The 25,057-nt window shown below is 67.5% G+C and carries 28 protein-coding genes and 1 tRNA gene; 11 read left to right on the top strand and 18 right to left on the bottom strand.

Features of this window, described 5'->3' with window-relative positions:
• Genes ABZX02_RS09825 through ABZX02_RS09810 form a run of 4 tightly spaced genes read right to left on the bottom strand, consistent with a single transcriptional unit; the run spans position 1 to position 2,916 of the window.
• Positions 1-450 (bottom strand): hypothetical protein, encoded by a 450-nt coding sequence (locus ABZX02_RS09825; RefSeq protein ID WP_355296620.1) that lies wholly within the window; start codon positions 448-450, stop codon positions 1-3.
• A complete protein-coding gene (locus tag ABZX02_RS09820) occupies positions 447-1,484 on the bottom strand; it encodes a DNA cytosine methyltransferase (RefSeq protein ID WP_355296618.1) in 1,038 nt (345 codons plus the stop codon). Before ABZX02_RS09820 ends, ABZX02_RS09825 begins: the two co-directional genes overlap by 4 nt.
• Positions 1,481-2,365 (bottom strand): DNA methyltransferase, encoded by an 885-nt coding sequence (locus tag ABZX02_RS09815; protein ID WP_355296616.1) that lies wholly within the window; start codon positions 2,363-2,365, stop codon positions 1,481-1,483. The genes ABZX02_RS09820 and ABZX02_RS09815 overlap by 4 nt, the downstream gene beginning before the upstream one ends.
• Positions 2,362-2,916 (bottom strand): hypothetical protein, encoded by a 555-nt coding sequence (locus ABZX02_RS09810; protein WP_355296614.1) that lies wholly within the window; start codon positions 2,914-2,916, stop codon positions 2,362-2,364. The genes ABZX02_RS09815 and ABZX02_RS09810 overlap by 4 nt, the downstream gene beginning before the upstream one ends.
• 285 nt (positions 2,917-3,201) lie before the next feature.
• Between ABZX02_RS09810 and ABZX02_RS09805 the strand changes: the two genes are divergently transcribed.
• Positions 3,202-4,026: a phosphotransferase gene (locus ABZX02_RS09805; RefSeq protein WP_355296612.1), complete on the top strand. Its 825-nt coding sequence runs from the start codon at positions 3,202-3,204 to the stop codon at positions 4,024-4,026.
• Here the strand turns inward: ABZX02_RS09805 and ABZX02_RS09800 are convergent.
• From ABZX02_RS09800 to ABZX02_RS09790, 3 genes are read right to left on the bottom strand one after another with little or no spacing between them, the layout of a single operon-like run.
• On the bottom strand, positions 4,015-4,863 hold the full coding sequence (locus ABZX02_RS09800; protein WP_355296610.1) for a helix-turn-helix transcriptional regulator: 849 nt from the start codon (positions 4,861-4,863) through the stop codon (positions 4,015-4,017). The genes ABZX02_RS09805 and ABZX02_RS09800 overlap by 12 nt on opposite strands.
• Positions 4,864-4,883: 20 nt before the next feature.
• Entirely contained in the window at positions 4,884-5,903 is a 1,020-nt protein-coding gene (locus ABZX02_RS09795; RefSeq protein WP_355296608.1) for a helix-turn-helix transcriptional regulator, read from the bottom strand.
• Positions 5,904-5,912: 9 nt separating this feature from the next.
• Positions 5,913-6,038 carry a hypothetical protein gene (locus ABZX02_RS09790; RefSeq protein WP_355296606.1) on the bottom strand — a complete coding sequence of 42 codons (126 nt, stop codon included), beginning with the start codon at positions 6,036-6,038 and terminating at the stop codon, positions 5,913-5,915.
• Positions 6,039-6,238: 200 nt separating this feature from the next.
• Between ABZX02_RS09790 and ABZX02_RS09785 the strand changes: the two genes are divergently transcribed.
• Entirely contained in the window at positions 6,239-7,789 is a 1,551-nt protein-coding gene (locus ABZX02_RS09785) for a transcriptional regulator (protein ID WP_355296604.1), read from the top strand.
• Here the strand turns inward: ABZX02_RS09785 and ABZX02_RS09780 are convergent.
• The 4 genes from ABZX02_RS09780 to ABZX02_RS09765 form a co-directional block, all read right to left on the bottom strand.
• Positions 7,778-8,128: a signal peptidase I gene (locus tag ABZX02_RS09780; protein ID WP_355296602.1), complete on the bottom strand. Its 351-nt coding sequence runs from the start codon at positions 8,126-8,128 to the stop codon at positions 7,778-7,780. The genes ABZX02_RS09785 and ABZX02_RS09780 overlap by 12 nt on opposite strands.
• Positions 8,125-9,096, bottom strand: coding sequence for a hypothetical protein (locus ABZX02_RS09775; protein ID WP_355296601.1), 972 nt, complete (start codon positions 9,094-9,096; stop codon positions 8,125-8,127). Before ABZX02_RS09775 ends, ABZX02_RS09780 begins: the two co-directional genes overlap by 4 nt.
• Before the next feature lie 39 nt (positions 9,097-9,135).
• Positions 9,136-9,696, bottom strand: coding sequence for a hypothetical protein (locus ABZX02_RS09770; protein WP_355296599.1), 561 nt, complete (start codon positions 9,694-9,696; stop codon positions 9,136-9,138).
• Positions 9,697-9,824: 128 nt separating this feature from the next.
• On the bottom strand, positions 9,825-10,208 hold the full coding sequence (locus ABZX02_RS09765) for an XRE family transcriptional regulator (protein WP_355296598.1): 384 nt from the start codon (positions 10,206-10,208) through the stop codon (positions 9,825-9,827).
• A 339-nt stretch (positions 10,209-10,547) separates the two neighbouring features.
• On the opposite strand from ABZX02_RS09765, the gene ABZX02_RS09760 reads away from it, so the two are divergent.
• From ABZX02_RS09760 to ABZX02_RS09745, 4 genes are read left to right on the top strand one after another with little or no spacing between them, the layout of a single operon-like run.
• A complete protein-coding gene (locus tag ABZX02_RS09760; RefSeq protein WP_355296596.1) occupies positions 10,548-10,889 on the top strand; it encodes a WhiB family transcriptional regulator in 342 nt (113 codons plus the stop codon).
• Positions 10,886-11,215, top strand: a complete 330-nt coding sequence (locus ABZX02_RS09755; RefSeq protein WP_355296594.1) for a hypothetical protein — start codon at positions 10,886-10,888, stop codon at positions 11,213-11,215. Before ABZX02_RS09760 ends, ABZX02_RS09755 begins: the two co-directional genes overlap by 4 nt.
• Complete coding sequence (locus ABZX02_RS09750; RefSeq protein WP_355296592.1) at positions 11,212-11,796, top strand: hypothetical protein; 585 nt, start codon at positions 11,212-11,214, stop codon at positions 11,794-11,796. Before ABZX02_RS09755 ends, ABZX02_RS09750 begins: the two co-directional genes overlap by 4 nt.
• A complete protein-coding gene (locus ABZX02_RS09745; protein WP_355296590.1) occupies positions 11,796-13,835 on the top strand; it encodes an FtsK/SpoIIIE domain-containing protein in 2,040 nt (679 codons plus the stop codon). The genes ABZX02_RS09750 and ABZX02_RS09745 overlap by 1 nt, the downstream gene beginning before the upstream one ends.
• A gap of 336 nt (positions 13,836-14,171) precedes the next feature.
• Here the strand turns inward: ABZX02_RS09745 and ABZX02_RS09740 are convergent.
• A tRNA-Leu gene (locus ABZX02_RS09740) sits at positions 14,172-14,254 on the bottom strand.
• Positions 14,255-14,385: 131 nt separating this feature from the next.
• Here ABZX02_RS09740 and ABZX02_RS09735 point away from each other — a divergent pair.
• Complete coding sequence (locus ABZX02_RS09735) at positions 14,386-15,312, top strand: squalene cyclase (protein WP_355296589.1); 927 nt, start codon at positions 14,386-14,388, stop codon at positions 15,310-15,312.
• Here ABZX02_RS09735 and ABZX02_RS09730 read toward each other — a convergent pair.
• The 6 genes from ABZX02_RS09730 to ABZX02_RS09705 form a co-directional block, all read right to left on the bottom strand.
• Positions 15,309-15,914, bottom strand: coding sequence for a response regulator transcription factor (locus ABZX02_RS09730; RefSeq protein ID WP_355296587.1), 606 nt, complete (start codon positions 15,912-15,914; stop codon positions 15,309-15,311). The genes ABZX02_RS09735 and ABZX02_RS09730 overlap by 4 nt on opposite strands.
• The gene (locus tag ABZX02_RS09725) at positions 15,911-17,077 is read right to left on the bottom strand and encodes a histidine kinase (RefSeq protein ID WP_355296585.1); all 1,167 of its coding nucleotides are present in this window, start codon (positions 17,075-17,077) and stop codon (positions 15,911-15,913) included. The genes ABZX02_RS09730 and ABZX02_RS09725 overlap by 4 nt, the downstream gene beginning before the upstream one ends.
• The gene (locus ABZX02_RS09720) at positions 17,050-17,757 is read right to left on the bottom strand and encodes an ABC transporter permease (protein ID WP_355296583.1); all 708 of its coding nucleotides are present in this window, start codon (positions 17,755-17,757) and stop codon (positions 17,050-17,052) included. The genes ABZX02_RS09725 and ABZX02_RS09720 overlap by 28 nt, the downstream gene beginning before the upstream one ends.
• The gene (locus tag ABZX02_RS09715) at positions 17,754-18,638 is read right to left on the bottom strand and encodes an ABC transporter ATP-binding protein (protein WP_355296581.1); all 885 of its coding nucleotides are present in this window, start codon (positions 18,636-18,638) and stop codon (positions 17,754-17,756) included. Before ABZX02_RS09715 ends, ABZX02_RS09720 begins: the two co-directional genes overlap by 4 nt.
• A 253-nt stretch (positions 18,639-18,891) precedes the next feature.
• Positions 18,892-20,886, bottom strand: a complete 1,995-nt coding sequence (locus tag ABZX02_RS09710) for a tetratricopeptide repeat protein (protein WP_355296579.1) — start codon at positions 20,884-20,886, stop codon at positions 18,892-18,894.
• A 20-nt stretch (positions 20,887-20,906) separates the two neighbouring features.
• Positions 20,907-21,638 (bottom strand): AfsR/SARP family transcriptional regulator, encoded by a 732-nt coding sequence (locus ABZX02_RS09705; protein WP_355296577.1) that lies wholly within the window; start codon positions 21,636-21,638, stop codon positions 20,907-20,909.
• Positions 21,639-21,846: 208 nt separating this feature from the next.
• On the opposite strand from ABZX02_RS09705, the gene ABZX02_RS09700 reads away from it, so the two are divergent.
• From ABZX02_RS09700 to ABZX02_RS09685, 4 genes are all read left to right on the top strand, one after another.
• Complete coding sequence (locus ABZX02_RS09700; RefSeq protein WP_355296575.1) at positions 21,847-22,413, top strand: TetR family transcriptional regulator C-terminal domain-containing protein; 567 nt, start codon at positions 21,847-21,849, stop codon at positions 22,411-22,413.
• Positions 22,410-23,078, top strand: a complete 669-nt coding sequence (locus ABZX02_RS09695) for a GAP family protein (RefSeq protein WP_355296573.1) — start codon at positions 22,410-22,412, stop codon at positions 23,076-23,078. The genes ABZX02_RS09700 and ABZX02_RS09695 overlap by 4 nt, the downstream gene beginning before the upstream one ends.
• Positions 23,079-23,217: 139 nt before the next feature.
• Positions 23,218-24,294: a helix-turn-helix domain-containing protein gene (locus tag ABZX02_RS09690; protein WP_355296571.1), complete on the top strand. Its 1,077-nt coding sequence runs from the start codon at positions 23,218-23,220 to the stop codon at positions 24,292-24,294.
• A 143-nt stretch (positions 24,295-24,437) separates the two neighbouring features.
• Positions 24,438-25,031 (top strand): DUF6801 domain-containing protein, encoded by a 594-nt coding sequence (locus ABZX02_RS09685; RefSeq protein WP_355296570.1) that lies wholly within the window; start codon positions 24,438-24,440, stop codon positions 25,029-25,031.
• The last annotated feature ends 26 nt before the right edge of the window (positions 25,032-25,057 follow it).

Below are 25,057 nucleotides of genomic sequence, written 5' to 3'. Positions count from 1 at the left end.
TCACAACAACCTTCCGCGCACGTACGAGCCGAGCGCCTGGTCGAGTGCCGCCGTCGTGCAGACGACAAGGAGGTCGCGAGCGGCAGAGGTCGTGAGCAGGAGCCCGTCGCCCGCGTGCAACTGACATCGGTGCCGGATCGCTGCAGGGAGGCGGATGTGGCCGAGCTTCAACACGGTCACGGTGCCTGGAGAACGACGGAGCACGATGATCCGGTCGTTGAGCACGGTCGGTTTGAGCAAGGTGCCGGGCAGCCAGTTCAGCAGCCTGACCAACGACCTGTCACCCAGACGACCATGGACATCGATGGTGGTGAACGCGTAGCACGAGGTGCCTCGTTGAACTCGTTCAGGCGGCCGGGCAACGGGGAGCCCGTCAACCCGAGGCGAGCGCGTTGCTCGGTTGGTGGTGCTGGCCGCCTCGATCCCGGCCAAAGCTTCGACGAGGTTCATGCCGCACGTCCTTGAGCTGGCGTGTGCCTGACCGCGTGGAAGTCGGCAAGCAGCATCGAGACCGCAAGGGCGGCTTGGTGCGGGACAACGCCGTTGCCGAGGATTCGCAGTTGGTTGACGCGGGGCAGCGGAACGTCAGTGACCCACCCAGCCGGGAGACCCATGAGGTGCTCGACGAACGCGGGGGACAGCACCGGACCGCCGTGTGCGCCTGGCACGGTCGGACGGGGGACTGTCCGGCCTGCGACGTTCTCCCAGCGAGTTACGACATCGGAGAAGGCACGCCAGTTCGTGTGCGAGGGCGGCGGAGGCCGGGACGAGTTGTTCTGGATGACCGCGTTGACTTGGTTTTGGAGCCATCTGGTGTTCGCCGACGCGCTGCAAGCATCTCGTTGACGACGTCGTGCAGACTCACCTGGCGACCGAGGGCACGGCGCCGTGCCGGATCGGCGGCCCCGCGGTTGTCGCCGTCTCGCGCCTGTGGTGTCGGGAACAGCGGGCCACGCGAGCAGGAACACCCGTTCACGGCGGTGTGGCGCGCCAACGTCGGAGGCGCGAACGCTGCGCCAGACCGTGTCATACCCTGCCTCGGCCAGGTCCCCGAGAACGCGGTGGAGTCCGCCGTTCCTCCAGCGGAGCGCGGCGACGTTCTCCACGACGACGAACTGCGGTCGTAGAACGCGAATGCCCTCCACGACGTCGATCCACACTCCACTGCGGGTTCCCTTCTCGATGCCATTGCGTTGTCCGGCGGCGGAGATCTCCTGGCAGGGGAACCCGATGGCGAGGATGTCGACTTGCTCGACCGCGGTCCAGTCGACGAGGCGAACGTCGCCCAGGTTGGGCACACCGGGCAGGCGGGCGGCGAGAACCTCTTCGACCTGTGGGTCGTGGTCGGCGCACCATGCGATGCGACCGCCGCCGAAGGCGGCCAGCACGCCGACGTCCAAGCCGCCGTAGCCGGTGCAGAGCGAACCCAGCACCGGCCCGGGGCTGGACCTGACGGTCAGGTCGGGTGTTACGGGCGTGTTCATGCGGCGCGTGCTTCGACAGCCGCTGAGCGGGATGGGCGAAGTGGTGTGCGGAAGACGAGCACGTCCTCGTGTGCGATGAGGTGGAGGGGGAGTCCTGCTTCGCGTTGCTTGCGGAGGAAGTCGCGTTGGAAGAAGGAGCCTCGGGCGACGAGGTCGTGCTCGGCGACGCGGGCCAGGAGAGCGACGCAGCGTTCGACCGGGATGAGGCCGGCGTTGCGTCCACAGGTGAGGATCTGTGAGGGCAGGTCGATGAGCTCGGCGTGCTCGCGCCATGGGCGCACGGTGATGGCGATGTGTCCTCCGGGTCGCATGAACTCGGCGACTGTGGCGAGGATGCGGGTGAAGCCGGCGAGCAGCCGGTGGTATCCGATGTTGGCGAGGTTGCCGCGGTCGAGAGTGCTGCCGTACTGGTGGAAGTACTTCTGAATGCCTTCGCCAGGGGCAACGGCGACGCGGCCGTGCGTCGAGGGTCCGTAGGGCGGTGAGGTCACGACGAGCGAGGCCTGGCCGCGTAGGTTTGGCGGCAGCAATGTGGTCAGCTGGCGGGCGTCGCCGTGGATGACGTGAGCGTCGTGTTCGACGCCGTGCTCGGTTGCGAGGGCGAGGTTGTTGTTCGCGACGGTGACCCAGTGCGGTTCGTACTCGATGCCCGCGGCGCGCCGTCCGAGGTGGACGGCTTCGACAAGTGTGGTGCCGATGCCGCACATCGGGTCGAGCACGAGGTCGCCCGGTTCGGTGTAGTGCGCGATGGCGTACCGCACGACGTCGGGCAGCATCTTCGCGGGATGCGCGACCGACTCGCGGGTGTAGCGGTTCTTGCGCTGGGTCGACGGCGAGGTCTGTGCGGTCGTCCACACCGAGACCGGCAGGTCGTTGCTCATCGGATGACTCCCGTCTCGGCGGCTGCGCGGGCTGGGGTGAGCGGTCGAGCGAGGTGGTCGTGGGGCTGCGCGAACACCAGCACGTCCGAGTGGATGCGCAGGTGTGGCGACGGAAGCCCGCGTACCGCGGCGCGGTGCCGCGCACGACCGAGTTCCTCCGCTTCGCGGTCGTTCAGTTCGACTTGGAACCGGCCGTCACGGATCGGGGCGTGCAGCGCGACGACGTGTTGCAGGTAGAGCAGATCGGCGAACTGGGCGCTGGTGACGAGTTGGCCGGTGCGGTCGGTGAGTTCACCGGCCGTCGTGTCGTTGTGCGTCAGCGCGACGAAGATGCCCCCGAGGCGGAGCAGCCGTGCTGCGGTGAGCACGGCTTCATCCGTGAGTTCCGCGGTGGTCTGGTGTGGCGGCGCGCTGGTGACGACGAGGTCGGCGAACCCGGATGCGTTCGAGTCCACTTCGGAGCCGCAACTCGCGCGGCGGCCGAGGTTGTTCGCGGCGTCGACCGCGTCCGAAGTGGAGCTCGGGTTCGTCGGCCAGGGCAGGACGACCACTCGATCGCGAGTACGGCTAAACGCGCTGACCACTTTGACGACGAGCTGCGTCGGCCACGTCTCGTCGAGTGCTACCGGCGCGGATCCACGGGCTCAGACCGTTCGGGGTGGGGGAGAGAGCACTTCGCCGGTCGGGCCGGGCTGACGTTGTCCGTAGACGGGTAGGGCCTGCTGTTGCCGCCAGCTCGTGTTGAACCCGATCGATACGTTAGGTGTTCGCACGTGCGGCGTGTTAGCTCTCTGGCCATGATTGTGGCTGGGAGAATTGAGGAGTGATGGCAACCGATGGCCGCTGACGTGAGTGACGCTGACACCCAATATCGCGAGTGGATGTTGGAGAACCTCCATCAGGCGGCCGACCACTTCGGACTGATCGTCATCAGCCAGCCGCGGTACGGATGGCTTGATCGTTCCGTGGGCGCTCTTGCGCATCGAGGCGAAGCAAATTACTGGCTTCGTGTGGTCTCTGAGAACAAGCGATGGACCGGTGGAGCCTTCTGGACGGGCAACCTCGATTCGAACGTGTTCACCGGTCTGATGAAGCCCCGCGTGCTCGACGTGTACGAGTGGGAGGAGGTACGTCACCAGCGGGCTGAGGTGATGACAGTCGTGGCTGGCTCACCGTGTTCCCGCACTGACGCGTTGCGTCAGGTGATTGATCTGCCGGACCGCTGGTGGGAAGAGCTTCGCCGAACGCTCGAGGTCGTCTCAAACACGCGTACGGACAGGGTCAGCATTCCTCAAGATCTTGTCGCCGAGAGGATTCAGCAGCGATTCGGGACGATTGTCGACACCAACGTGACGGCGTGGGCGACTGTGCATGGCGACCTGCATTGGAACAACTTGATGCAGCCGGAGTTCGGTTTGCTGGACTGGGAGATGTGGGGGACCGGTCCTGCAGGAACGGATGTGGCGACGTTGCTCTGTTACAGCCTGCTGGTTCCTTCCGCAGTAGAGCAGATTCGGGCGAATTTCGGCGATGCGCTCGACAGCGAAGCCGGGCGCGTGGCTCAGCTCTATGCTGCTTCTCGTCTACTTCGCCGTATGGACAAGGGTGATAATCCAGATCTTGCGCAACCGCTGCTGGCGCATGCCAACTCACTGCTGTGACATGCGGGCGGCGGCTTCGGCGATCAACTCGAGCGAGTCGCCTTCGTCGAGCGTCAACGCCTGCAGCGCGGAGAACCGGTCGGCCACCCTCTCGACTTGAGCACGGGTCTCCACGTACTCAGAGCGCAGGAACGTTTCCGTGTACACGACGTCGTCGTGCTGTCGGTGCGCGAAGCTCAGCCATGTGAAGGAGAAGTTCATGGCGGGGCAGGCTGCAACCGACTGCGGCACCACGCGAAGACTCACCTCGGGAAGTTCGCTCATTTCCATGAGGTGCAGTAGTTGCGCCCGCATTGCGCGCCGATTACCCGATGCTCCTTGCACCGCCGCTTCTGTGAGCACAGCCTCGACGGGGACCGGGTCACTGCCAGTGGCTCGTGTCGCCCACGCCTCCCTGGTGCGCGTCAGCTGCGCGAGGTTGATCAAATCGTCCGACATCGTCGCTGCCGTGTGTTCGGCGAGCTGGAAGATCGTCGGTGGGGCGTCCACGGCGAAGACACGTAGCCGAGTTGCGTCGGCGATGAGGAGCGGGAAGTCCTCGGCCGGGTCGAAGATGGTTGCTCGCGGTTGCCCGGACTTCCTGAGGTCGGCGGCGTGTTGCGCCTGAGCCATCAAGTGTTGCCACTCGGCTGTGGGCACCTTGTAGACGTAGCCCAGCGCCATGACATCGAAGATCGCGGAGGGCTGTATCGCGTTCTCCATCATGGACAGCTTGGCGCTGCTGAAGCCAACGCGTCGGCCCGCTTCGACGAGGCTCAGGTCGCGGTCGTCTCGCCATCTGCTGAGCGTTCGACCGACTGCGCGTTCTAGGGCAGTCGGCCGGAAATCCTTCGGCACGAACGAGCACCGTCTTTCGTCTACAGCGGTGGGAAGGAGTCGTTCTCGCGGACCTCGTCAGCTGACTCATCGTGCTCCAGAAGCCGGACGCACCGGCGGGAGATCCACTTCAAGGACTGGTCGTCGTCGAGGCTGACGTCGTCGAGCGCGCGGATGATCGCCTCGTACCCCTTGACCGCCTGCTCCTCTTCGACGAAGAGGCTGGAGTTCTCAGTGGTGATCCACACCAGCGATCGGTACCTCGGGAACGCCAGGTGGGTGAACGGCCCTGCAATGCCGGCGTGCGCGCCGACCTCCGCAGGCACGACCAGCACTCTGACCTTTGCCCAAGAGGCCATGCGCGTGAGGTGTTGCAGCTGAGTGATGTGGACCTGGCGTCCGCCGACCTGCAGATCCAGTGCGAACTCGTGAAGGTAGAAGACGCAGCTGAGGTTGCCACCGAGTGACTGCTGCATTTCGCTCAGGGCAAGCAATCGCTCGTCGATCTCGTGCGGGGCTACGTTGGCCGAAGCAGCCAGCAACTGGTGGGCGTAGCCGTTCGTCCGAAGTAGGTCAGGGATCGCGTGCGGATGCCAGCTCACCATGGTGTCCGCCGCGGCAAGATGCGCTTGAGCGGTGCGTGACCTGATTGGTGCGCACTTGCCGTGGGGCTGCCACCAGCCGCCCACCTCTGTGGCGGGGAAGAGGCCGAGCAGGTGCTCACGCTCAGCCTGGGGGATTCGGCACGCCCCGAGCGCCACCGCTACTTCCTGGGCGGTGACGCCGCCCTTGCCGTTGACCATGTCAGAGACCTTGGCCTCCTGCCAGCCCAGCAGATCGGCCAGTTGTCGGGAGGACATGCCCGCTTCGGCGATTGCCGCGCGCATCCCCTCGCCGAACTCTCGGCCGCGTGCGGTGGAGTGCCTCTTGGGCATGTCTGACTTCCTCCGGACGTTCTCGATGAGCTGGTTCTCGCGTCGTCGTGACAGCAACTCGGAGCGCTGTTCGTTGGTCAGTGACAGCCACGCTTCGCCCATCGCCTCGGCGGTGAATTCGTTCATCGGCGCCGCTTAGAGGCTGTGTCTTTGGTGTCGGCGGCGCGCGGCCGCTCGTTGCCACCAGTCGAAGTGGTCGCCGACGATCCAGGTCCAGGTCGCCGCTGCCAAGAGCGCGAGGGTGATCGTGCTCGCGATCATCGGAGCTCCCTTCGCTGTGGGTAGGTGACGTCCGGTGGCGTGTTTGAGGCGGACGCGGAGTCCTCACGCCACCGGACGGTCTGACGAATGCGAGCAGTTATGTCAGACTGAAATCAATGTTCCATCAGCGCTCGGTCAGCGGTACGTCCTGCGGGTGACTTAGGGCGACCTGATACGACCCGGGATACGCAGGAGTAGTGATGCGCACCTTTCGCACAGTGCTTGAACAGCGGATATGGGATCGCCGGCTGACCTTGGAGGAGTTCGTCGAGGAAGCCGAGCTGTACGCACGCGAGCACCGAGAACCTGGAACCCTGGGGCTGCGGCACCTGCAACGGCTTGTAGCCGGCCGACGGTCTGGTGGGCAGGCCCTGGGGCAGGTGAAGGCGAGCACCGCCCGGCTGTTGGAGAGCATGCTCGGCGCGTCGGTCGAGGAGTTGTTGGCTCCGCCGATAGAGACCGGGCAGGCAAGAATCGCGGATCAGACGCCGGGCCGACCTGAATTCGCGGGTGCGCTTGGATGGTTGGACGAGGCTGCGGGTTGGGCTTCGGGATCAGCTGCTGCGCAGGTGCGCGCACGGATGGAATTGACCAACATCCAGACCCTTCGGGAGCGTCGGGCGCGAAGGAAAGGGATTGGTCGGAGCCAAGTCGCGGACGAGATGCGGCGGTACTACCGAACATGTGACACGTTCGCTGTCCGTGGGCCCGGCATCGATGTCCAGACGAGTGTGCTGACGCTGGCTGAGTGGAACGAACTTCGTCTACCTCTTTGGGTCGGTGACGAGCGGCTTGCACTCGGCCAGCGAGCAGGTGCGACGTTTCCCTTGGCCGCAGACTGCGCGGAGGCGGCCGTTCAGCAGCTCACGACGGCCGCAGCTACGGAGGTGCGTTTCGCGGACTTGCCGTTGTACAGGCTCGTGAAGATCGACGTCGGCGCAGAGAGCTTCGGTGGCACCTTCGATGTTGGGAGCTTCGTCGAGTACGCGCTGACCATGGACCTTCTCGAAGCGGAGCTGCTCGACTCCTTGGCGGACGGGGCCGGTGTACCGCGGCCGGTGCGGGACAGATACCTGCCGGACGTGGACGCCGTGCTCGACATCGCGGGACGAACTTGCGCCGGCGGGGTCCTGTCGCTGGTGGCGATCGCGCGGCCTGCCGACCCGTTCCGCGGTGCGGCGGACTACGCGCTGATCGTGCAGAGGCGATCGGACGAGGTCGTGAACGCCGCCGGGAAGTTGGCCGTGGTCCCGAAGGGCTTCCACCAGCCGCTGACCGATCCTCGGGCTGATGTCCGCATCGGCGCCACACTCCGTCGAGAGCTGGAGGAGGAGCTGTTCGGGCGCAGCGACGTGGACGGGACCGCAGGTGTTCCGCGCGCGGCATCGCCGATGCATCCGGGACGTTGGTCGGAGCCGATGAGGTGGCTGGATGACGAAACGGGGCGCATGCGGATGGAATGCACCGGGTTCGGACTGAATCTCGTGAGCGGCAACTACGAGTTCGCAACGCTCGTGGTGATCGAGGACGAGGAGTTCTGGCCGCAGTTCGGTGGGCAGCTCGAAGCGAACTGGGAGGCGTCCGGGCTGACTTTGTACTCGACTCTGGACGGCGAGCTCGTCACAGATCTGGTGCGGCAGGAGGCTTGGAGCAACGAGGGCTTGTTCGCGTTGCTCCAAGGTCTCCGGCGGTTGCGTGAGCTCGGTGGTCCGCGTGTGAACCTGCCGAGCTTTGAGGTGTCAGGTCTGTGACGGCCACCGAACGGTCATGACGACGGAGTCCGCAAGTGCCTCCCACGAGTGGTCGACACCCGGTCCCCACATGATGTAGTCGCCCTGACGGTTCATGGTCTTGCTGCCGTCGGTCGTGTCCACGCGGAAGTTGCCTTCCACCAGGAGAACCAGGGTCGTGCGCTGGTCGTCCGCTGTCCATTCCGGACGCTTGTCGCCGGCGGGGTGCGTCCCCCACTTCACTTCGACGTCCTTCTGGGAGCGGACACCGATCGACGGGGCGATGAAGTGCCCGACCAGCCAGCCGCGGGTCTCCGCGCTGTCGTCCGCGGCATTTCCGGCTTGCCAGTTGGCGGTCACCTGATCTCCCATTCGATCTCTGGCAGGGCCACGCGGGAGCCGCCGATGTGGCGGAGGCGCCGCAGGCCCTGCAGGAGGGCGAAGAGCCCTTCGTTGCTCCAAGCTACATCGTTCACCAGCTCGTCCAGGAGCTCCGAGTCACGGCTGGAGTACTGGTGCAGACGAGACGCTTCCCAGTTGGCTTGAACGTCCCCGCCGTAGCGGATCCAGAACTCCTCGTCCTCGATGACGATGAGGCTGGCGAACTCGAAGTTGCCGCTCACGAGGTTCAAGCCGAATCCCGTGCACTCCATCTTCAGGCGGCCGGGTTCAGCCAGCAGCCATCGCATCGGTGCGGACTGGCGGCTCGGGTGCATGGGGTCTGCGTGGCGCTGCTCGCCGATCGTGTTGTCCACGTCGTCGCGTCCGAACAGCTCCTCCTCCATCTCGCGACGGAGGGTCGCACCCACCTGAGCGTCGGCGCGGAAGTCCGTCAGCGGCTGGTGAAAGCCTTTCGGGATCACGGCTAGGCGGCGAGCGGCGTTGATCACGTGACCTGAGCGCTCCTGAACCAGCAGGAGATAGTCCGGATCGCCGCGAAAGGCGTCTGCGGGACGGGCGATCGCCGTCAGGGCGAGAGCGCCGCCTGCGCACATGCGATCACCGACATCGAGTGCGGTCGTCAGGTCCGGCAGGTATGTGTCGCGGAGAGGAAGTGAGCCGGGGCTGGTCGGCCTACCAGTCGTCAGCGCGTCGACCAGCTCACCCTCGAGCAGGTCCATCGTCACCACGTACCCCACGAAGTCCGTCACGCCCACGACGCCCGCGAGCTGTTGCTTCCGCATCTCCACGTCGAGCAAGCGGAACAGCGGCATGTTCACCATGCGGTGTCCCAGAGCCAGCGTTTCGGCCAGCCGCTGCGCGGCGCGCTCCGCGCTCGTCCCGTCCATCGACATGTTGTCCGCCGGAGTTACACCGGCGAGCGTCAACTTGTCGTGCGGGGGAAACAACGGACAGTCGAGGTCGAGTCATTCCGGGTGCGTCAGCACGGTGGTGGTGACAGTCGTGTTCGTGCCGAACGAAGCGGCATAGCGGCCATGATCGGTAGCCGACGTGCCGTAGTAGTCCGCCAGTGCACTCGCGGTGTCCCTTTGGCTTACGCGGCCGCGCCGAACGCCACGATCCTGGAGAGCGTGCAGGTCGAGCGCCGCGAGTCGAGCGGCCACTTCTCGGCGAGCAGTGCCGGGATCCCAGCCGGCGTGAGTGTCCAGCCAGTTCAGCGCGGCAACGATCGTGGCGTCCTCGCTGAGGCGGGCTTCGGCGTCTGAGGCAGCACCGTCCGGCAGGTCGAGCGGGCCGCCGTTGACCAGTTCGTGGAAGCGTTCGGCTATGTCACTCGGCGCCTGGGCGAGGGCTTTGTCGAGTTCGCGCTGTAGTCCAGAGCGTGGCTTTGTGTCTGGTTTCTGGTGCCAGGAGGCGACCGTGCGGACTCCGATGCCGAGATGTTCCGCGAACGCCTCGTGAGTCATGCGAAGGGCCGCTTGGAGACAGCGCGCGGATTGGCCGGTCCACTCGTCGCTGACGCTCATGCTCGCGCTACCCCCGGAGCGCAGAACCTGCATTGAACTTGCATTGGACATGCATGGGTTCGGGTGCTTATTCGCGCTGGAATTGGTGCATGGAAATCAGCACGCTCAACCAGCGGAAACGCGCACCGCTACCGGTTCTCGCGAACTTGCTTCGCCACCGAGGCGAGGTCCGACTTCAGGTCGTCGAGACGTTCGGTGATGTCGATCAGACGTTGTTCTACGGTGTCCAACCGCGACCAGAGCGAGTCGCCGGGATCCATGATCGGCTCATCCCGGTCGGGTGGTCGACGGCCGTGCAGCACCGCGTCGAGGTGCATCGGGTGCCAGCCCATGGCTGTGGACAGCGACTCCAACGTACGCGGTCCCCGCCTGCGCTCGACCGTGTGGTGCTGGATCTCCCGGACGATCGCCTGCGAGACGTTCGAACGCTCCGCGAGCTCGCGCTGACGCCAGCCGAGTTCGTTCACGCGCTCGTTGATCGCCCTGGCGACTGCCGCCCAATCTTCCGACACGTATTCCTCCGCGCTCCGCCTCAGCGCTGAGATTAGCCGCTTTCTGTTCTTCGGTGACGTGACACGGCGCATAACGCGCCGCGTGCGACCTAGCGCGTCTTGAGGCGCGCTGAAATCAATCTTTTAGAGCTGAGCCATCAGCTCTTCCTAATGAAGGGCTTCATTCCATGCCTACTTCAGTTCACTCGATTCGCGAGACCTGTTGGGTGCTTGGTGTCAGCCGGTCCGTCGTGTTCCGGGCCATCAGACTCGGGATCCTGACCGCTCGCCGTCAGCACGGGCGTCTCGTCGTCACCGGCCGCTCGCTTCGGCGGGTGCTCTCGGAGCCGGAGGTGCTCCGTGACTGATCTACAACCGACCGAGATCGCCGTGTCACTGGAACGGTTGCGGCGAGTGCCGACCGATGAGTTGACCGATGTGGTTGAGAACGACGGGCTGTGCCTGTGGACGTTCACGTGCGCACCCCCGTGGGAGGAGGACGGAGAACTCACTGATCGCGACTTGGCAGAACTGCAGTGTGCTGGGTGCTCGGTGCGTGACGAGTGCTTGGAGCTCGAATTGCGCACGGCCGGCGCGGATACGGTCGGTGTGTGGGGCGCGTTGACGGAGCACGAGCGGCGCGAGGTACACCGTCACTGGCTTCGGCGCCGTGAACGGGTCGAGAGGGGCCCGCGTTCATGAACACCATCAGCGTGACTCTTCCGCAGGCGCTGACCGTAGTCGGTGTCCTCGTGGTTCTGGTGATGATCTGGCGAGCTGGCGCACGTCGGGGCAAGGCTTCGGCGAACGCGGAGCGGTCAGGTGTTCGGCTGCTGTCGCTAGCCGGCCGAGTGGTCGTGAACGCCGTGGTGATCGTGACCGTTCAGTGGGTGATCATCACGCATCGTGGCGATGGTTGGCTGCTCCTCGGGGCGCTCGGGGTGCCAGCGTTGTTCGCGTCCTACGCACTGACGAAAGCCCTCATGGTGACTGCATACGTGCCCCGTCGTGGTGGTGGTCGAAGGTGAGCGAGCCGATCGAACGGGTTGCGGTGCAGGTGGACCGGTTGTGCTGGACCGGCATCCTGCTCGGGCTTGCGTTCACGATGACCAACGTGCAGCAGTTCGCCGCCGCTGGTGCGCCGGTGTGGTCGCTGACCTGGTTCGCGGCCTGGCTGCTGGATCCGATGGTGTCCTTGGTTCTGTTGGCGATTCTGCGGGCGGAGCAGGTGACGGCTCGCAGGGGTGTGCGGCTTGGTGGATGGGTGCGGGCGGCGAAGTGGTTCACGCTCGGGGCCACGTACGTCATGAACACCTGGAGTGCGTTCGTGGCCGGGTCGGCGGCGCTCGTGGTGCTGCACTCCGTGCCACCGCTGGTGGTGTTCGTGGCCGCGGAAGCGGTGACGGATCTCCGAGACAAGCTGGGGGCGGTTGCCGCGGGTGACGATGTGCCGCGGGCGCCTCGCACGTCGTTCGCCGAATACCTCGCGGTTGCCCGTAAAGCCCGGAAGTCGGGTGAGACGGTCTCGCCCGCGTGGGTCCGTGAGGTCACCGGGTGTTCGCGCGGCTTGTCGTCGAAGCTGGCCGCGGCGTTGAACGGGCAGCAGTGATGACCGGCGAGCTGGTTCCTTCCGAGCAGGTGCTCGATGCCGAGTTGGTTGAAGAGCGTGCGTTGATGCAGCGGATTGAGAGAGCGTGGACCGGTGCTCGTGTCGTTCCGCTGGTGTTGAGGTCTCGGCAGGCGCTGAAGCGAGCGGTGAAGGACGCGCTCGCGTGGGTGGTTCGAGTGCCGTTTCGCTGTGTGAAGGCTGTCGGGCGCGGCCTGGTGATCGCGGTGCGCGGGTGGCGAAACTGGGTGCGGGTCGGTGACTACCGCGAGGCGGCGGAGAAGTCGGAGAAGCTCGCGGACAAGTTCGTGGAGATCCGCGCCTTGACGCTGTTTCGCTGGAAAGTCACGGCGACGGTGATGCTGGTCGGCTTTCTGGTGGTCGCTGGTGCCTGGTTGTTCTACGGCGATCTGGTGTTGTGGGCGGTCGGAGGTGTGGCCGCGGGTCTGCTGGCGGTCGCGGGACGGGCAAAGGACGGGTCGCCAGGGCGGAAGACCGTGCTGGCCGGCCCTCGGATCCTCATGTGGACGATGGACGCCCAGGTGCTCATCGACGTGTTCCGCGACGCCAAGCTGATCGGCCGGCATGAGACCTTGCGCTTGGTCGAACGGCCCTGCCGGGAGGGTGCGGGCTGGGCGGTCACGGTGGATCTGCCCGCTACCCGCAAGGCCGCCGACGTGGTGAGGAACAGGGAAGAGCTGGCGTCGGCTCTGGCGGTGGACGAGGTCCAGCTCAGCGTCGAACGGGTGCGAGGCAAGGGCGGTCATGCCGGTCGAGTCGCGCTGTGGGTGGCGGACAAGGACCCGTATGCCTCGCCGCCTGTTCGGACACCGTTGCTCGAGGTGAGGCGGTGGGATGCGTGGAAGGCGGTGCCGTTCGGGACGGACGCGCGCGGTCGGCAGATCGACTTGCCGCTGGTGTGGACGTCGTTGCTCATCGGCGCGATCCCGCGCCAGGGCAAGACGATGGCCGAACGGCTCGCTACCGCCGGCCTCGTCCTCGACCCGCACGCACGCCTGTACGTCGCCGACTTCAAGAGCGGCAAGGACTGGCGGGCGGTGGAGCAGGTCGCGCATCGGTTCATGGCAGGGGATGACAGCGAGCACGTGCTGGGGTTTCTGGACTGGTTGGAAGAGTTGGTCGAAGACGTCCAGCAGCGGTATCGCCGGATGCAGCACCTGGACGACGTGACCTGTCCGGAATCGAAGGTGACACCGGCGATGTCCAGGGACCGGTCGCTCGGCATGCCGATCACGGCGTTGATCGTCGACGAGGTCCACGTCGCGTTCGAGGACCGCACGCCTGTGCTGGTGAAGGGCAAGAGGCTGACAGCGGGGGAGCGGGTCGGTGAGCTGTTGACGTGGCTGGCGAAGAAGGCACCGGCGGCGGGGGTGGTGATCGTGCTGGCCACGCAGCGGCCGGACAGCACCACGATCCCGTCGAAGCTGCGGGCGGTGCTCGGGTCGCGGTTCGCGTTGCGGGTCATGGACTGGCGCGACAGCAACATCGTGCTGGGCGACCAGATGAACACCCGCGGGTACGACAGCAGCAGGTTGCTCCCGTCGCACAAGGGCGTGGGAATCCTGCGCCCGGACGGCGAGGCGCAGCCTGGCGCGGACGTCCTGGCGCTGACGGTGCGGACGTTTTACATGCCCAACGACGACTGGAGGGTGATCTGCGAACGGGGCCGGGCGCTTCGCGAGGCCGAAGGGACGTTGACTGGTCAGGCCGCCGGGCAGGACCCACTTCCGGTCCGAGATCACGCGCCGGTTGCTGAGGTGAGCAGGGTATCCGGTGACAGGCTTGTGGAGCCGTTGGCATCGGTGGCGCGCTATTTGGGCGAGGGCCTGCACGAGCGCGAGTTCGTCCCTACTGCGGAATTGGTGGAGGCGTTGGAGGTCGAGCCCACGGCGTTCGGCAAAGAAATGGGCGATCTCGGATGTCGTCCTGTGCGCCAGTACGTCCACGAAGGTGAAGCCACGCGACGCGTTCGTGGCTATCTGACGGCCGATATCCGAGCGGCGATCGCCGAGTCCGCGTGAAGGACCGCACCTGTCCCGGCTGTCCTGCCAGGAACGTCGTCGGGACAGGTGGGTGGGACGGGTTCAAGTAGGCACTTGAACTGCGAGGATGGTGTGATCGACCGCATGGGACGGGTGGGCAAGGCTGCTCCACCTGGGTGCCTGTGCACGCTCCTGATCGGGACTGGAGGATCCCGGCGAGCCTGTCCCGGGACACGTGCCGCCAACTGCGAAAACAGAATCTGAGCGCCTGGCAGAGGAGCGATAGGCGCGGGTTCTCGAGATGAGCTCGCTATGTTTGTTGCAAAGAAGAAGGGCTGTCGACCAGTTGGTCAACAGCCCTTCTTCTTTGCTTTGTGTCCGAGGGGGGACTTGAACCCCCACCCCCTTTCGGGGACTAGCACCTCAAGCTAGCGCGTCTGCCATTCCGCCACCCGGACGTATTCAGTTCTGGCCTCGGCTCTCGCCGTGGTGTGTGCATAGATTACATGATCGTCGGTGCGGGCCAAAATCGGGGGGCTTGCGCGGTGTTTGTGCTGGTCGGCGGTGTGTGGCGGGCTAGGGTTCCGGCATGCGGGAGCTGACTGGGTGGTTGCTCGACTCCGATCCTGCGCTGCGGTGGCAGGTGGAGCGGGATCTTGTTCGGGTGCATGAGGCTGTGTGGCGGGCTACCTGGGGGCGGGTGGCCCGTGAGGGGTTCGGGGCTCGGTTGCTGGCTGCTCAGGGGGCTGACGGGATGTGGGCTGGTGGGGCCTTCTTTCCCGCCGGGTTCGTCGGGGGTGGGAGTGGGCAGCCTTGGACGGCTACTACCTGGTCGTTGACCTCGTTGCGGGAGTGGGGCGTTGAGGCTTCGGCGTTGGCTGGGACTGTGGAGTTGCTTGCTGCCAACGCTCGGTGGGAGTACCAGGGGTTGCCCTATTGGGGTGGTGAGGTTGATTGCTGCATCAACTCGTGGACCTTGGCCAACGGTGTGTGGCTTGGGGCGGAGGTCGACGGGATCGCCCGGTGGTTCGTTGACCATCAGCTTGCGGATGGTGGGTGGAACTGCGAGTGGATTGAGGGGTCTGTTCGGTCTTCGTTCCACTCGACGCTCAACTCCTTGAAGGGGTTGTTGGCGTTCGAGGCGGCTGGCGGTGGGGGTGCGGAGGTTCGGGCCGCTCGGGTGCGTGGGGAGGAGTACCTGCTGGAGCGGGGGCTGTTCCGGCGGTTGTCCACTGGCGAGGTGGTGGGGGAGTGGGCTACCACGTTCCGGTCGCCGTTTCGGTGGGGGTACAGCGTGTTGAACGCCCTGGACTACTTCCGCGCTGCTGGACGGAAGGATCCGCGGATGGCGGAGGCCGTGGAGGTTGTTCGGCGTGCCCGGCAGGATGATGGGACCTGGTTGCAGGGTGGGCGGCATCCTGGGGACGTGTGGTTTGAGATCGACGTGGAGAAGGGCAAGCCGTCGAAGTGGCTCACCTTTTACGCGTTGCGGGTTCTTGAGTGGTGGGATCGTTAGATCCAGCCCTTTGCTCTGGCGTAGCGGGCTGCCTCGTGGCGGTTGGAGGCTCCCGTTTTGCCCACCGCTGAGGAGAGGTAGTTGCGGACTGTGCCGGGGGAGAGGGACGCTCGGCGGGCGATTTCGTCGATGGGGGCGCCCTCTAGTGCCAGTTCCAGGACGTCGGCTTCTCGTGGGGTCAGGGGGCTGTCGCCGGCGCTGATTGCTTCTGCTGCCAGGGCCGGGTCCACGTAGCGGCCTCCTGTGTGGACTGTTCGGACCACCGTGGCCAGGACGTCCGAGGAGACGGTTTTGGGGAGGAAGCCTCGGACTCCTGCCGCCAGGGCTCGTTTGAGGTGGCCTGGGCGGCCGTGGCTGGTGACGATCATGGTGGAGCAGGTGGGGAGTTCTACGGCCAGGGTTTGGGCTACCGAGACGCCGTCTAGGTCTGGCATTTGCAGGTCGATGACGGCCACGTCTGGGCGGTGCACTCGTGCTGTGGCCAGGGCTTCTGCGCCTGTTGCGGCTTGGGCCACCACCTCCAGGTCGTCCTCCAGGGAGAGGAGGGCGGCCATGGCTCCTCGGATGAGGTGTTCGTCGTCGGCGAGGAGGATGCGGATCACGGGAGCTCCACGGTCAGGACGAAGCGGTTGGGAGCTTCTGGGGTTGCTGTCACCGAGCCGCCGAGGGCGGCTATGCGTTCGTGCAGGCCTGTGAGGCCGCTGCCGAAGCGGAAGCCGGTGGGTGGGGCGCCGTCGTTCGACATGGTGAGGACTTTGCCTCGCAACGTGATCGTGCACGTGCGGGCCTCGCTGTGGCGCAGGACGTTGGTGACGCCTTCGCGGACCGCCCAGCCCAGGGCGCCTGCCGGTTCGCCGCCGAACGTGACGTCGCCGATCACTCGGCAGTCGATGCCTGCTGAGGCCAGGAGGGAGCGGGCGCCGGCCAGCTCTACGGACAGGTCGGCTGTGCGGTAGCCGCTGACCACGGCGCGGAGCTCGTCGAGGGACTCCTGGGCGATTCGGCGGACCTCGAGCATCTCGTCGATGGCCGCGGACGAACGGTCGCGGCGCGCGAGCTGGGCTGCCAGGTCGGCTTTCAGGGCTACGGCGGAGAGGTTGCGGCCTACTACGTCGTGCAGGTCTCGGGCGAAGCGGAGGCGTTCTTCGGCCACGGCCAGGTTCGCGCGGACCTCGCGGGAGCGGTCCAGCTCCCAGACGATCTTCAGCATCCACAGGGTCGAGCGGAACGCGGCCACCAGGAACTGCAGCATCAGCGTGATGAACAGGGCGTGGCCCGGGGGAGCGGTGAGTAGCATCCACAGGCCGCCCGCGAGGGCGAGCACGACCAGGACTCGGGGGCGCAGCACGCCGGACAGGGTGGTGATCGCGAGAACCAGGAAGATCACTGAGATGCCGTCGCCGGGGCTGTCGTTCTTGCCGGGCAACGGGTCCGGGTAGGCGAGCTGGCCCGCCACCAGCACCGCGCAGGTGGCGACCAGGTAGATCACCAGCAGGTGGCGGGGGAACGGGCCGCGGCCCAGGTTGTGCTCGATGCCCACGTGGACCAGGCGGAAGCTCAGCACGACGTAGGCCACCACCGCCGTGACAAGGACGACCAGGGCGGTGGTGCTCACCTCGTTGGCGAAGCCGACGATCAGCAGCGGTGGCAGGAAGATGTAGCTCAGGTAGAACGTGTAGCGGACGAACAGGTCGAACCGCGCCGCGTTGCCCCGCGACCGCCACCAGCCGAGCAAGTTCACCTCCGCGGGTCCCACCTGAACCACTTCCGCACAGCGTAGGTGCCCAGCACGATCCACACCGCCAGGACGCTCACAGGCTTGAGCACGGGGCCGTCGGCCCAGCCGGCGCGCAGCAGTTCCAGGACCGGGGTGAGCGGCAGGTACTGCAGCACCATCGCGAGCTTGTCGGGCAGCACCGACAGCGGGAACACCAGGCCGGAGCCGAACAGGCACGCCATCAGGACCGGCAACGACGTCACCTGCGCCATCTCGACGGTCCTCGTGAACGCCGAGGAGGCCGCGGCCAGCAGCACGAACACCGCCGTGCCACCCAGCACGCCGAGCAGGATGAACCACGGACGGGTCGGCAGGTCGACGCCGGTGATGATCGCGACGACCACCGAGTAGAGGACGATCTGGCCCAGGGCGACCACGACGGACGGCAGCGCGGCGCCCACCAGGATCTCCGGGTCGGTCAGTTCGCCGACGCGCAGCCGCTTGAGCACCAGCTCCTCGCGCCGGGCGACGAACGTCGTCACGAGGTTGTAGTACACCGCCATCAGCAGCGCGAACCCGACCAGCCCGACCACCAGCGGCACGCCGTCGGCGTCCACCGAGTACAGCACCGGCACCAGCAACAACGGCAGCAGCAACGAGTTGAACAGCGCGGTCCGGTTGCGCCAGAACAACTTCAGCTCGGCCTGTCCCACAGCCACGGCCCTCATGCCGCCTCCTCCGCGATCGCCAGGAACGCCTCTTCGAGCGACGCCGACCGGGCGTCCAAACCGGACAGCTGGACGTCGTGGTGCGCGGCCCACGTCAGCAGCTCGTGCAACGTCGCCTGCAGGTCGTTGGTCCGCACGGTCACGCGGCCCGACGACTCGGTGTCCGCGACGACCGGCAGCGCCACCCCGGCGGGCGGCGTGAACGAGATGCGGGACGGGTAGGCGTCCACCACCTCGGACACCGTGCCCTGCGCGACGATCCGGCCGCGGTGCATGATCGCCAGCCGGTCGGCCAGCGCCTGCGCCTCCTCGAGGTAGTGCGTCGTCAGCAGCACGGTCACGCCCTCGCGCAGCAACGCGCGGATCAGCTCCCACGTGTTGCGGCGGCTCTCCGGGTCGAGACCCGTGGTCGGCTCGTCGAGGAACAGCACCTCCGGCTTGCCCAGCAACGCGAGCGCGAGGTCCAGTCGCCGCCGCTCACCCCCGGACAGCTGCTTCACCCGCACCGTCGCCCGGTGTGCCAGGTCGACCAGCGTCAACGCCTCGTCGACCGGTCGCGGCGACGTCAGCGTCCCCGCCCACATCTTGGCCGCCTCGCTCACCGTCAGGTCGGGTGGGAAGCCGCCCTCCTGCAGCATCACGCCCATCTTGGGACGGACGAGCGCACGTTCCGCGAACGGGTCGTGACCCAGTACGCGCACGGACCCCTCGGCCGGGCGCGACAGCCCCTCCACCACTTCCACCGTCGAGGTCTTGCCCGCCCCGTTCGTGCCGAGCAGTGCGAACATCTCGCCCCGCTCCACGTCGAAGGAGACGCCGCGCACAGCCTCGAATCCCCCGCTGTACCGGCGGGTCAGCCCCCGCACCTCGATCGCTGTCATGCCTCAACGATCTCTGTCGGAACGGGCAGACGGCAGTGTCGGCAAACATCAGTTCCCCATGACAGACGTCATGGGTGCGTACCGCTGACGAGCGCGTCCACCACCGCCGACGCCGGTTCGGACAGGTTCAGCCACGCGACGACCACGCGCTGACGCTCCCGTGAACGCACACGGATCACCTGCACACCGTGCGGCACCAACGTGGCCGAGGGCTCGGGCAACGTCGTGATGCCGACGACTGCGGTGGGGTTGTTCAGCGGGAGGGCAAAGAGGCGAGATGCAGGCGAAGGCGGTCGGCGTCGTTGGCACGGTCTTGCTCCCTGTATAGCCGCAGTGCCTCCTGCCACACCGCGCGCGCCTGGTCGTGCTGTCCCATGGCGGCGTGTGGATGTCCCAGGTTCTCCAGGGTGTTCGCGACCTCGTAGGTGTTGCCGTGGACGCTGAAGAGAGCCTCTGCCTGCTCGTACTGGTGCACGGACGCCTGGTGGTCACCGGTGCGGTGGGAGATGAACCCGAGGCTGTCCCAGGTGCTCGCCTCACCCGCGGCGTACCCGTGTTCGCGGTGCATGTCGAGGGCGGCCAGGCAGTGTTCGCGAGCGGTCTCGAAGTCGTCGAGGCACGCCGCGAACCACCCGACCGCGTTGAGCGCGTCCGCTTCCCAGGCCGGGTTGCCGAGGCTGCGGTAGCGGCTCAGCGCCTGCTCGGCGTGGTGCAGGGCGCGCCGCAGGTCGCCGCGGCGTTCCCACGTCGTGCCGAGCGCCTGGTGGATGTGGGCTTGTTCCGTGTCCGATTCGTGGCGGACGGCGAGGGCGAGCGCGTGCTCCAGGTTCGTGGTCGCCTGCTCCTGCAGGCCTCGCCGGGTGCAGGCGCTGCCGAGGTAGCGGTAGGAACGGATGCGGACGGTCGGGTCCGGCAGGTGCGCGGACGCCGCGAGCGCCGCCTGCCACACGACGAGTGCCTCCTCGCGGTGTCCCCGCCGGTAGTGGTACGTGTCGAGCACCCGCGCGAGGTGCCAGACGACCTGGTGGCGGCCGAGGTCGGCGGCGACGCGCTGGGCGGCGAGCAGGGTCGTGTGCTCCGCCTCGAGCCACGCCATCGCGGCGGCGGCGCCGGCCAACGGGTGCGGTTGCACGCCCGGCACCGGGGCTTCGGGGGACACCAGCTGGCGGACCGGGTCCAGCAGCCGGTCGGCCGCGTGGGCGGTGTGCAGGTGGAAGTCCAGCACTCTGGCCAACGCGGACTCTCGTACATCGGCCGGGAGTTCGTGTGCGAGCGCGGCGGCGTAGTGACGCACCAGGTCGTGCATGACGTACCGGTCGTGGCGGCGGCTCAGCAGAGATGCGTCCTCTAGCGCCGTGAGGGCTTTACGGGCGCGTGCGAGGGACAGGCCCGTCAGAGGCACCACGGCGGCGAGGGTCGTGTCGGGTCCGGGGGAGACGCCCAGCAACGCGAACGTGGTGCGCTGTTCGTCGGTGAGGCGGCGCAGCGACCACGACAGGACCGACGGCAGGCACGAGGCCGGGTCGGTGTCCAGGTCGAACCCCTCCAGGCCGAGGTCGCGGAGCTCCGCCGCGATCTCGGCGAGCGGGACGGACGGGTGCACGGCGGCGTGCCGGGCAGTGATCGACAACGCCAGCGGGTAGCCGCCGCACAGCGCGACCAGCTCCCGCACGGCGTCGGGTTCGGCGGTGGCGCGCGCCTCGCCGAGACGGGCGGCCAGCAGGGCCGAGGCCTCGTCGTCGGCCAGCACGTCGAGGCGCAGGTGGTTCGCGCCGTGCCGGTCGATCAACGACACGAGCCCGGACCGGCCGGTGACCAGGACGGTGCAGCCGGGGCCGCCGGGCAGCAGCGGGATGACCTGCTCGGAGCCCGCGGCGTTGTCGAGCAGCACCAGCATCCGCCGGTCGGCGAGCAGGCTGCGGTAGAGGGCGGACTTGCCGTCGAGGTCGAGCGGGACGCGGTGCGTGGCCACGCCCAGGGCGGTGAGGAACCCGGACAGCGCGGCGTCGGGGGCGACGGGTTCCTCGCTCGGGTGGAAGCCGCGCAGGTCGAGGAACAGCTGGCCGTCGGGGAACCGGCAAGCGTGCCGGTGTGCCCACGACAGGGCGAGCCAGGTCTTGCCGATGCCGCCCGTGCCGCCGATCGCCGAGATCATCGTCGTGGTGCCGGCTCGCGCGCCGGAGAGCCGTGCCAGTTCGGACTCGCGGCCGGTGAACCACCTCGGTGGTGCAGGCAGTTGTCTCGGCACGGGGTGCTCGGGCTCGTGGGTCAGGGGGCCAGCGTCCGGTCGGCTTCGAGGATGCGCTGGTGCAGGTCCCGCAGGGCGGTGCCGGGTTCGGTGCCCAGTTGCTCGACGAGCCGGTCGCGCAGGTCCCGGTGGTGGGCCAGGGCGTCGGCGGTGCGGCCGGAGCGGTGCAGGGCCAGCATCAGCTGGCCGGCCAGGTGCTCGTCGAGCGGCCAGCGCGCCGTGCGGTCGGTCAGGGGCGCGATCAGGTCCTCGGCGTGGCCCAGGCGGAGCAGGGCGTCGGTGAGGTCGCGTTCGGCGGCCAGGCGTTCGTGGTGCAGCCGGTCGCGTTCGCCGGTGGCCCAGTCGCCGTCGATGCCGGTCAACGCCTCGCCGCGCCACAGTTCCAGCGCCTGCCGCAGTAGGTCTGCGGCCTCGCGGTCGTCGTGGGACCGGGCTCGTGTGCAGAGGTCGCGGAAGCGGAACAGGTCGATCGAGGACCGGTCGACCTCCAGCACGTACCCGCCGGGGCGGCGCGCCACGGCCTCGCTGCGGACGAGCAGCAACCGCAGGCGCGACAGGTAGTTCAGCAACGTCGCCCTTGCCCGCAGCGGCGGCTCGTCGCCCCACACGCGCCGCGTCAGACGGTCCACCGAGACCACGTGACCCGCGTCGGCGGCCAGTGCGGCGAGGACGCACCGCTGCCGTGCCGGCCCGAGATCGATCTCGGTGCCGCGGCTGAGCACGGCCATTCCGCCCAGCAGAACGAATTCCATCCGATCATCCCCCACTTCGGCTCTGTCCCCTGCCCGTCGTGGTACCAGCTCTGAACAGGCGGTTGTCGGGAAAGACGGGAAATCACGGAAACGGGCGCGTGCCGTCGAGTCACCGCCATCGAACTCCAGGAGGCCGTGCGCGATCCGGAGGCGAAGACGACGCTGCGCCGGTTTGCGCGCGTTGGATTAAGGACGTAATCTAACGGTCGTGCCAAAACACGCGGATCCCGTCGAACGGCGTCAGCAGGTGGTCGCCGCCCTCTACCGGGTGGTCGACGCCGAGGGGCTGGACGCGGCGAGCCTGCCCCGGATCGCGCGGGAGCTGAACGCGACGACCGGCTTGCTGCAGAAGTACTTCCGCAGCAAGGACGAGCTGCTGCTGTTCGCGCAGGACCAGCTCGTGGAGGAGCTCACCGCGAAGGTGCAGGCGGTGCTGGACCAAGAGGGGAGTCTCCAGCAACGGCTGCACGGCGCGTTGTGTGCGATCGCGCTCGTGGACGACGCGGCGCGCGCACGGGTGTGGCTCGCGTTCGCTGCCCGTGCGGCGGCCAATCCCGTGTTGCTGCAACGGCATGTGGAAGGCGCACGGCAGATCAGGGATCTGTGTCGGCACGTGCTGGAGGGCGCGGGCCTGGACGGCGGGGAGGCCGTCGGGCTCGCGGCCCTGGTCGACGGGGTGACGGCGCAACGGGCGCTGGAACCCGAGGTGATGACGGAGGAGGTGGCGGCGCGGGTGATCGCGCGCCACCTCGAACGACTGTGGGGGAGCACGTGACACTGGGGCTGGTGGCGGCGCTGGCGGGGCTGGCGCTGCTCGACTCGACGAGCATCGGGACGTTGTTCGTCCCGATCTGGCTGATGCTCACGCCGGGCAGGCTCAGGCTGAGCCGGTTCGGCATTTACCTGGGCACGATCACCGTCTTCTACTTCGTCGTGGGCGCGCTGATCGTGCTCGGCGCGTCGCAGGTGGTCGACCACCTCGACGGCAAGGTCGCGTTGTGGATTCAACTGGTGATCGGCGTGGTGCTGTTCGCGGTCAGCTTCCGCTTCGACAGCAAGAAGAAGACGAACACCGGCAAGTGGCAGGCGAGGATCAGCGCCAACGGGTCCGCGGCGGCGCTCGCCGGCATCGCGCTGCTCGCGGGTGTGGTCGAGCTGGCGACGATGCTGCCCTACCTCGGTGCGATCGGGATGATGAGCGCCGCCGACCTGCGCCCGGCCCAGGTCGGGCTGCTGCTCGCCGGGTACTGCCTGGTCATGATCGTGCCGGCGGTGCTGCTGCTCGGGGCGAGGCTCGCCTTGCGCGAGCGGGTCGAGCCGTTCCTGAGGCGCGTCAGCACGTGGTTCGCCGAGAAGGGCGCGAGCACGACGGGCTGGATCCTGGGGATCGCCGGGTTCCTGGTCGCGCGGGACGCGGTGGCCCGGTTGTTCTTCGTGTGAACCGGTTGGCCCGGTTGGCTGAACGACCCGGTTTCGTTTTCCTCCTACACTCGCGAGGATGACTGGGCTGGACGATCCGCGCAGATCGGTCCCGCGGGAGCTCGCGCCCTTACTCCGAATGGAAGTGTCTCCCGTTTCGGTGAGCATCTTCGAGGCGATCGAGAAAGCGATTCCGGAATACAGCGATTTCCGGGAGAACGTGGTCGACGGAATCCGCCAGGCACTGGTGAAGTTCGTCGACCGTATCGCCGCTCCGGACGCCGAACCCGATCCGCACGACGACATCCACCGCAAGCTCGGCGCGTGGGAGTTCAAGTCCGGGCGCAGCCTCGACAGCCTGCAGGCCGCCTACCGGATCGGCGCGCGCGTGGCCTGGCGGCACGTCTGCGGGTTCGCCGAGCAACGGGAGCTGTCGCTGCGGCTCATGTCGGTGCTCGGCGAGGCGATGATCGCCCACGTCGACGAGCTGGTCAGCCTGTCGGTCGAGGGCTACGCGGCCGCGCAGGCGAGCGCGGCGGGCACGCTGGAACGGCGGCGGCGCAAGCTGATGGAGCTGCTCGTCGCCGACCCGGCCGGCAACTGGCAGGCGGTGCTCGACGCGGCGCGGGCGGCGGCCTGGCCGATGCCGGACCGCCTGGTGGCGGTGGCGCTGGAGCCGTCCGCCGCGCCCGCCGACGACCTGCCGCCCGACGTGCTGGTCAACCTCGAGGACGCCACTCCGTACCTGCTGGTGCCGAACCCCGTGGCGGTGCCGCGCTGGCTGCGGCGCGCGCTGCCGGGGTGGCGGGCCGCGGTCGGCCTGCCGGTGCCGCCCCAGGACGCGCGCCGGTCGCTGGCCTGCGCCCGCCGGGTCCTCGCGCTCGCCGCGGAGAAGGTGCTGCCCGACCGCCCGGTCCTCGACAGCGCCGACCACGTCGTCGAACTGACCGTGCTCGCAGACGAGTTCCTCGCGCGGCAGCTCGCCCAGCGCGCCCTCGCGCCGCTGGCCCCGCTGACCGACCGCCAGCGCACGAAACTCGCCGAGACCCTGCAGGTGTGGCTGTCGGCGCGCGGTGGCGCACCCGAGGTCGCCGCACGGCTGCAGGTGCACCCTCAGACCGTGCGCTACCGCGTGAACCAATTGGACGAACTGTTCGGCGACCGGATGCACGACGCGCAAGAGCGGTTCACGCTCGAACTCGCCCTGCGCGCGCACTATTTGTTGCTGCGCGACTGACAAATCGCCGGAACGCATTTCGCACCCGGATGACAAAAGCGTGTTTTCGCTTGCCACGAAGAAACAGCCCTGGTTACTTTACTGGCGAGTAAAGCAACACCGCCTTCTTGCAGTTCAATGTCGTACTCAGGAGGTCCCTGCAGATGAAGACCGGACTTTTCGCGCGCGCCGCCGCCGTCGTTCTGGTGGCCGGAGCGCTGAGCGTGACGACGGCCGGCACCAGTTCCGCCGCGACCGCCTCGCTGTCGATCACCTACGTGTGCGAGTTCTCGATCACCGGCACGCACGACGTCCCGACCGTGGTCACCTCGCCGGACGTGCCGGACTCCGCCACCGTCGGCGTCCCGACCGCGCCCGCCTCGACGACGGTGACCGCCACCGTCTCGGACGACATCCGCAACACCGTGTGGTGGATCGGCGGCCGCTCGGTCGACGGCACGCTCACCACGAACGTCGTGGTGGACAACGCGGGCACCGTCCAGAACGTCACGGCGACGTCGGCGATCCCGAACACCCCGGTGCCGAGCTCCGGCACGTTCCAGGTCGTCGCCACCGGCACCCTGCCGTCGCTGACGCTCGCCAACGCCGGCACGACCACGATCTCGCTGGGCGACGCGACCCTCGCCCTGACGCCGCGCTACGCCAACGGCGACCCGACGTGGATCGGCACCGTCAACTCGCCCTGCACGGTCAAGGCGGGCCAGGCCACGAAGTTCCACGAGTTCCAGGTGGCGTGACGCCCGTCCCGTGATGGGATGACGGC

It is taken from the genome of Lentzea sp. NPDC003310, from assembly GCF_040610935.1.
GTDB lineage: Bacteria > Actinomycetota > Actinomycetes > Mycobacteriales > Pseudonocardiaceae > Lentzea.
This window is presented reverse-complemented; position numbering and strand designations above follow the sequence as displayed.

Coding starts and splice junctions, on each gene's coding strand:
- ABZX02_RS09825 (WP_355296620.1), bottom strand. CDS start 450: ATGAACCTCGTCGAAGCTTTGGCCGGGATCGAGGCGGCCAGCACCACC.
- ABZX02_RS09820 (WP_355296618.1), bottom strand. CDS start 1,484: ATGAACACGCCCGTAACACCCGACCTGACCGTCAGGTCCAGCCCCGGG.
- ABZX02_RS09815 (WP_355296616.1), bottom strand. CDS start 2,365: ATGAGCAACGACCTGCCGGTCTCGGTGTGGACGACCGCACAGACCTCG.
- ABZX02_RS09805 (WP_355296612.1), top strand. CDS start 3,202: ATGGCCGCTGACGTGAGTGACGCTGACACCCAATATCGCGAGTGGATG.
- ABZX02_RS09795 (WP_355296608.1), bottom strand. CDS start 5,903: ATGAACGAATTCACCGCCGAGGCGATGGGCGAAGCGTGGCTGTCACTG.
- ABZX02_RS09790 (WP_355296606.1), bottom strand. CDS start 6,038: ATGATCGCGAGCACGATCACCCTCGCGCTCTTGGCAGCGGCGACCTGG.
- ABZX02_RS09785 (WP_355296604.1), top strand. CDS start 6,239: ATGCGCACCTTTCGCACAGTGCTTGAACAGCGGATATGGGATCGCCGG.
- ABZX02_RS09770 (WP_355296599.1), bottom strand. CDS start 9,696: ATGAGCGTCAGCGACGAGTGGACCGGCCAATCCGCGCGCTGTCTCCAA.
- ABZX02_RS09755 (WP_355296594.1), top strand. CDS start 10,886: ATGAACACCATCAGCGTGACTCTTCCGCAGGCGCTGACCGTAGTCGGT.
- ABZX02_RS09745 (WP_355296590.1), top strand. CDS start 11,796: ATGACCGGCGAGCTGGTTCCTTCCGAGCAGGTGCTCGATGCCGAGTTG.
- ABZX02_RS09735 (WP_355296589.1), top strand. CDS start 14,386: ATGCGGGAGCTGACTGGGTGGTTGCTCGACTCCGATCCTGCGCTGCGG.
- ABZX02_RS09720 (WP_355296583.1), bottom strand. CDS start 17,757: ATGAGGGCCGTGGCTGTGGGACAGGCCGAGCTGAAGTTGTTCTGGCGC.
- ABZX02_RS09715 (WP_355296581.1), bottom strand. CDS start 18,638: ATGACAGCGATCGAGGTGCGGGGGCTGACCCGCCGGTACAGCGGGGGA.
- ABZX02_RS09705 (WP_355296577.1), bottom strand. CDS start 21,638: ATGGAATTCGTTCTGCTGGGCGGAATGGCCGTGCTCAGCCGCGGCACC.
- ABZX02_RS09685 (WP_355296570.1), top strand. CDS start 24,438: ATGAAGACCGGACTTTTCGCGCGCGCCGCCGCCGTCGTTCTGGTGGCC.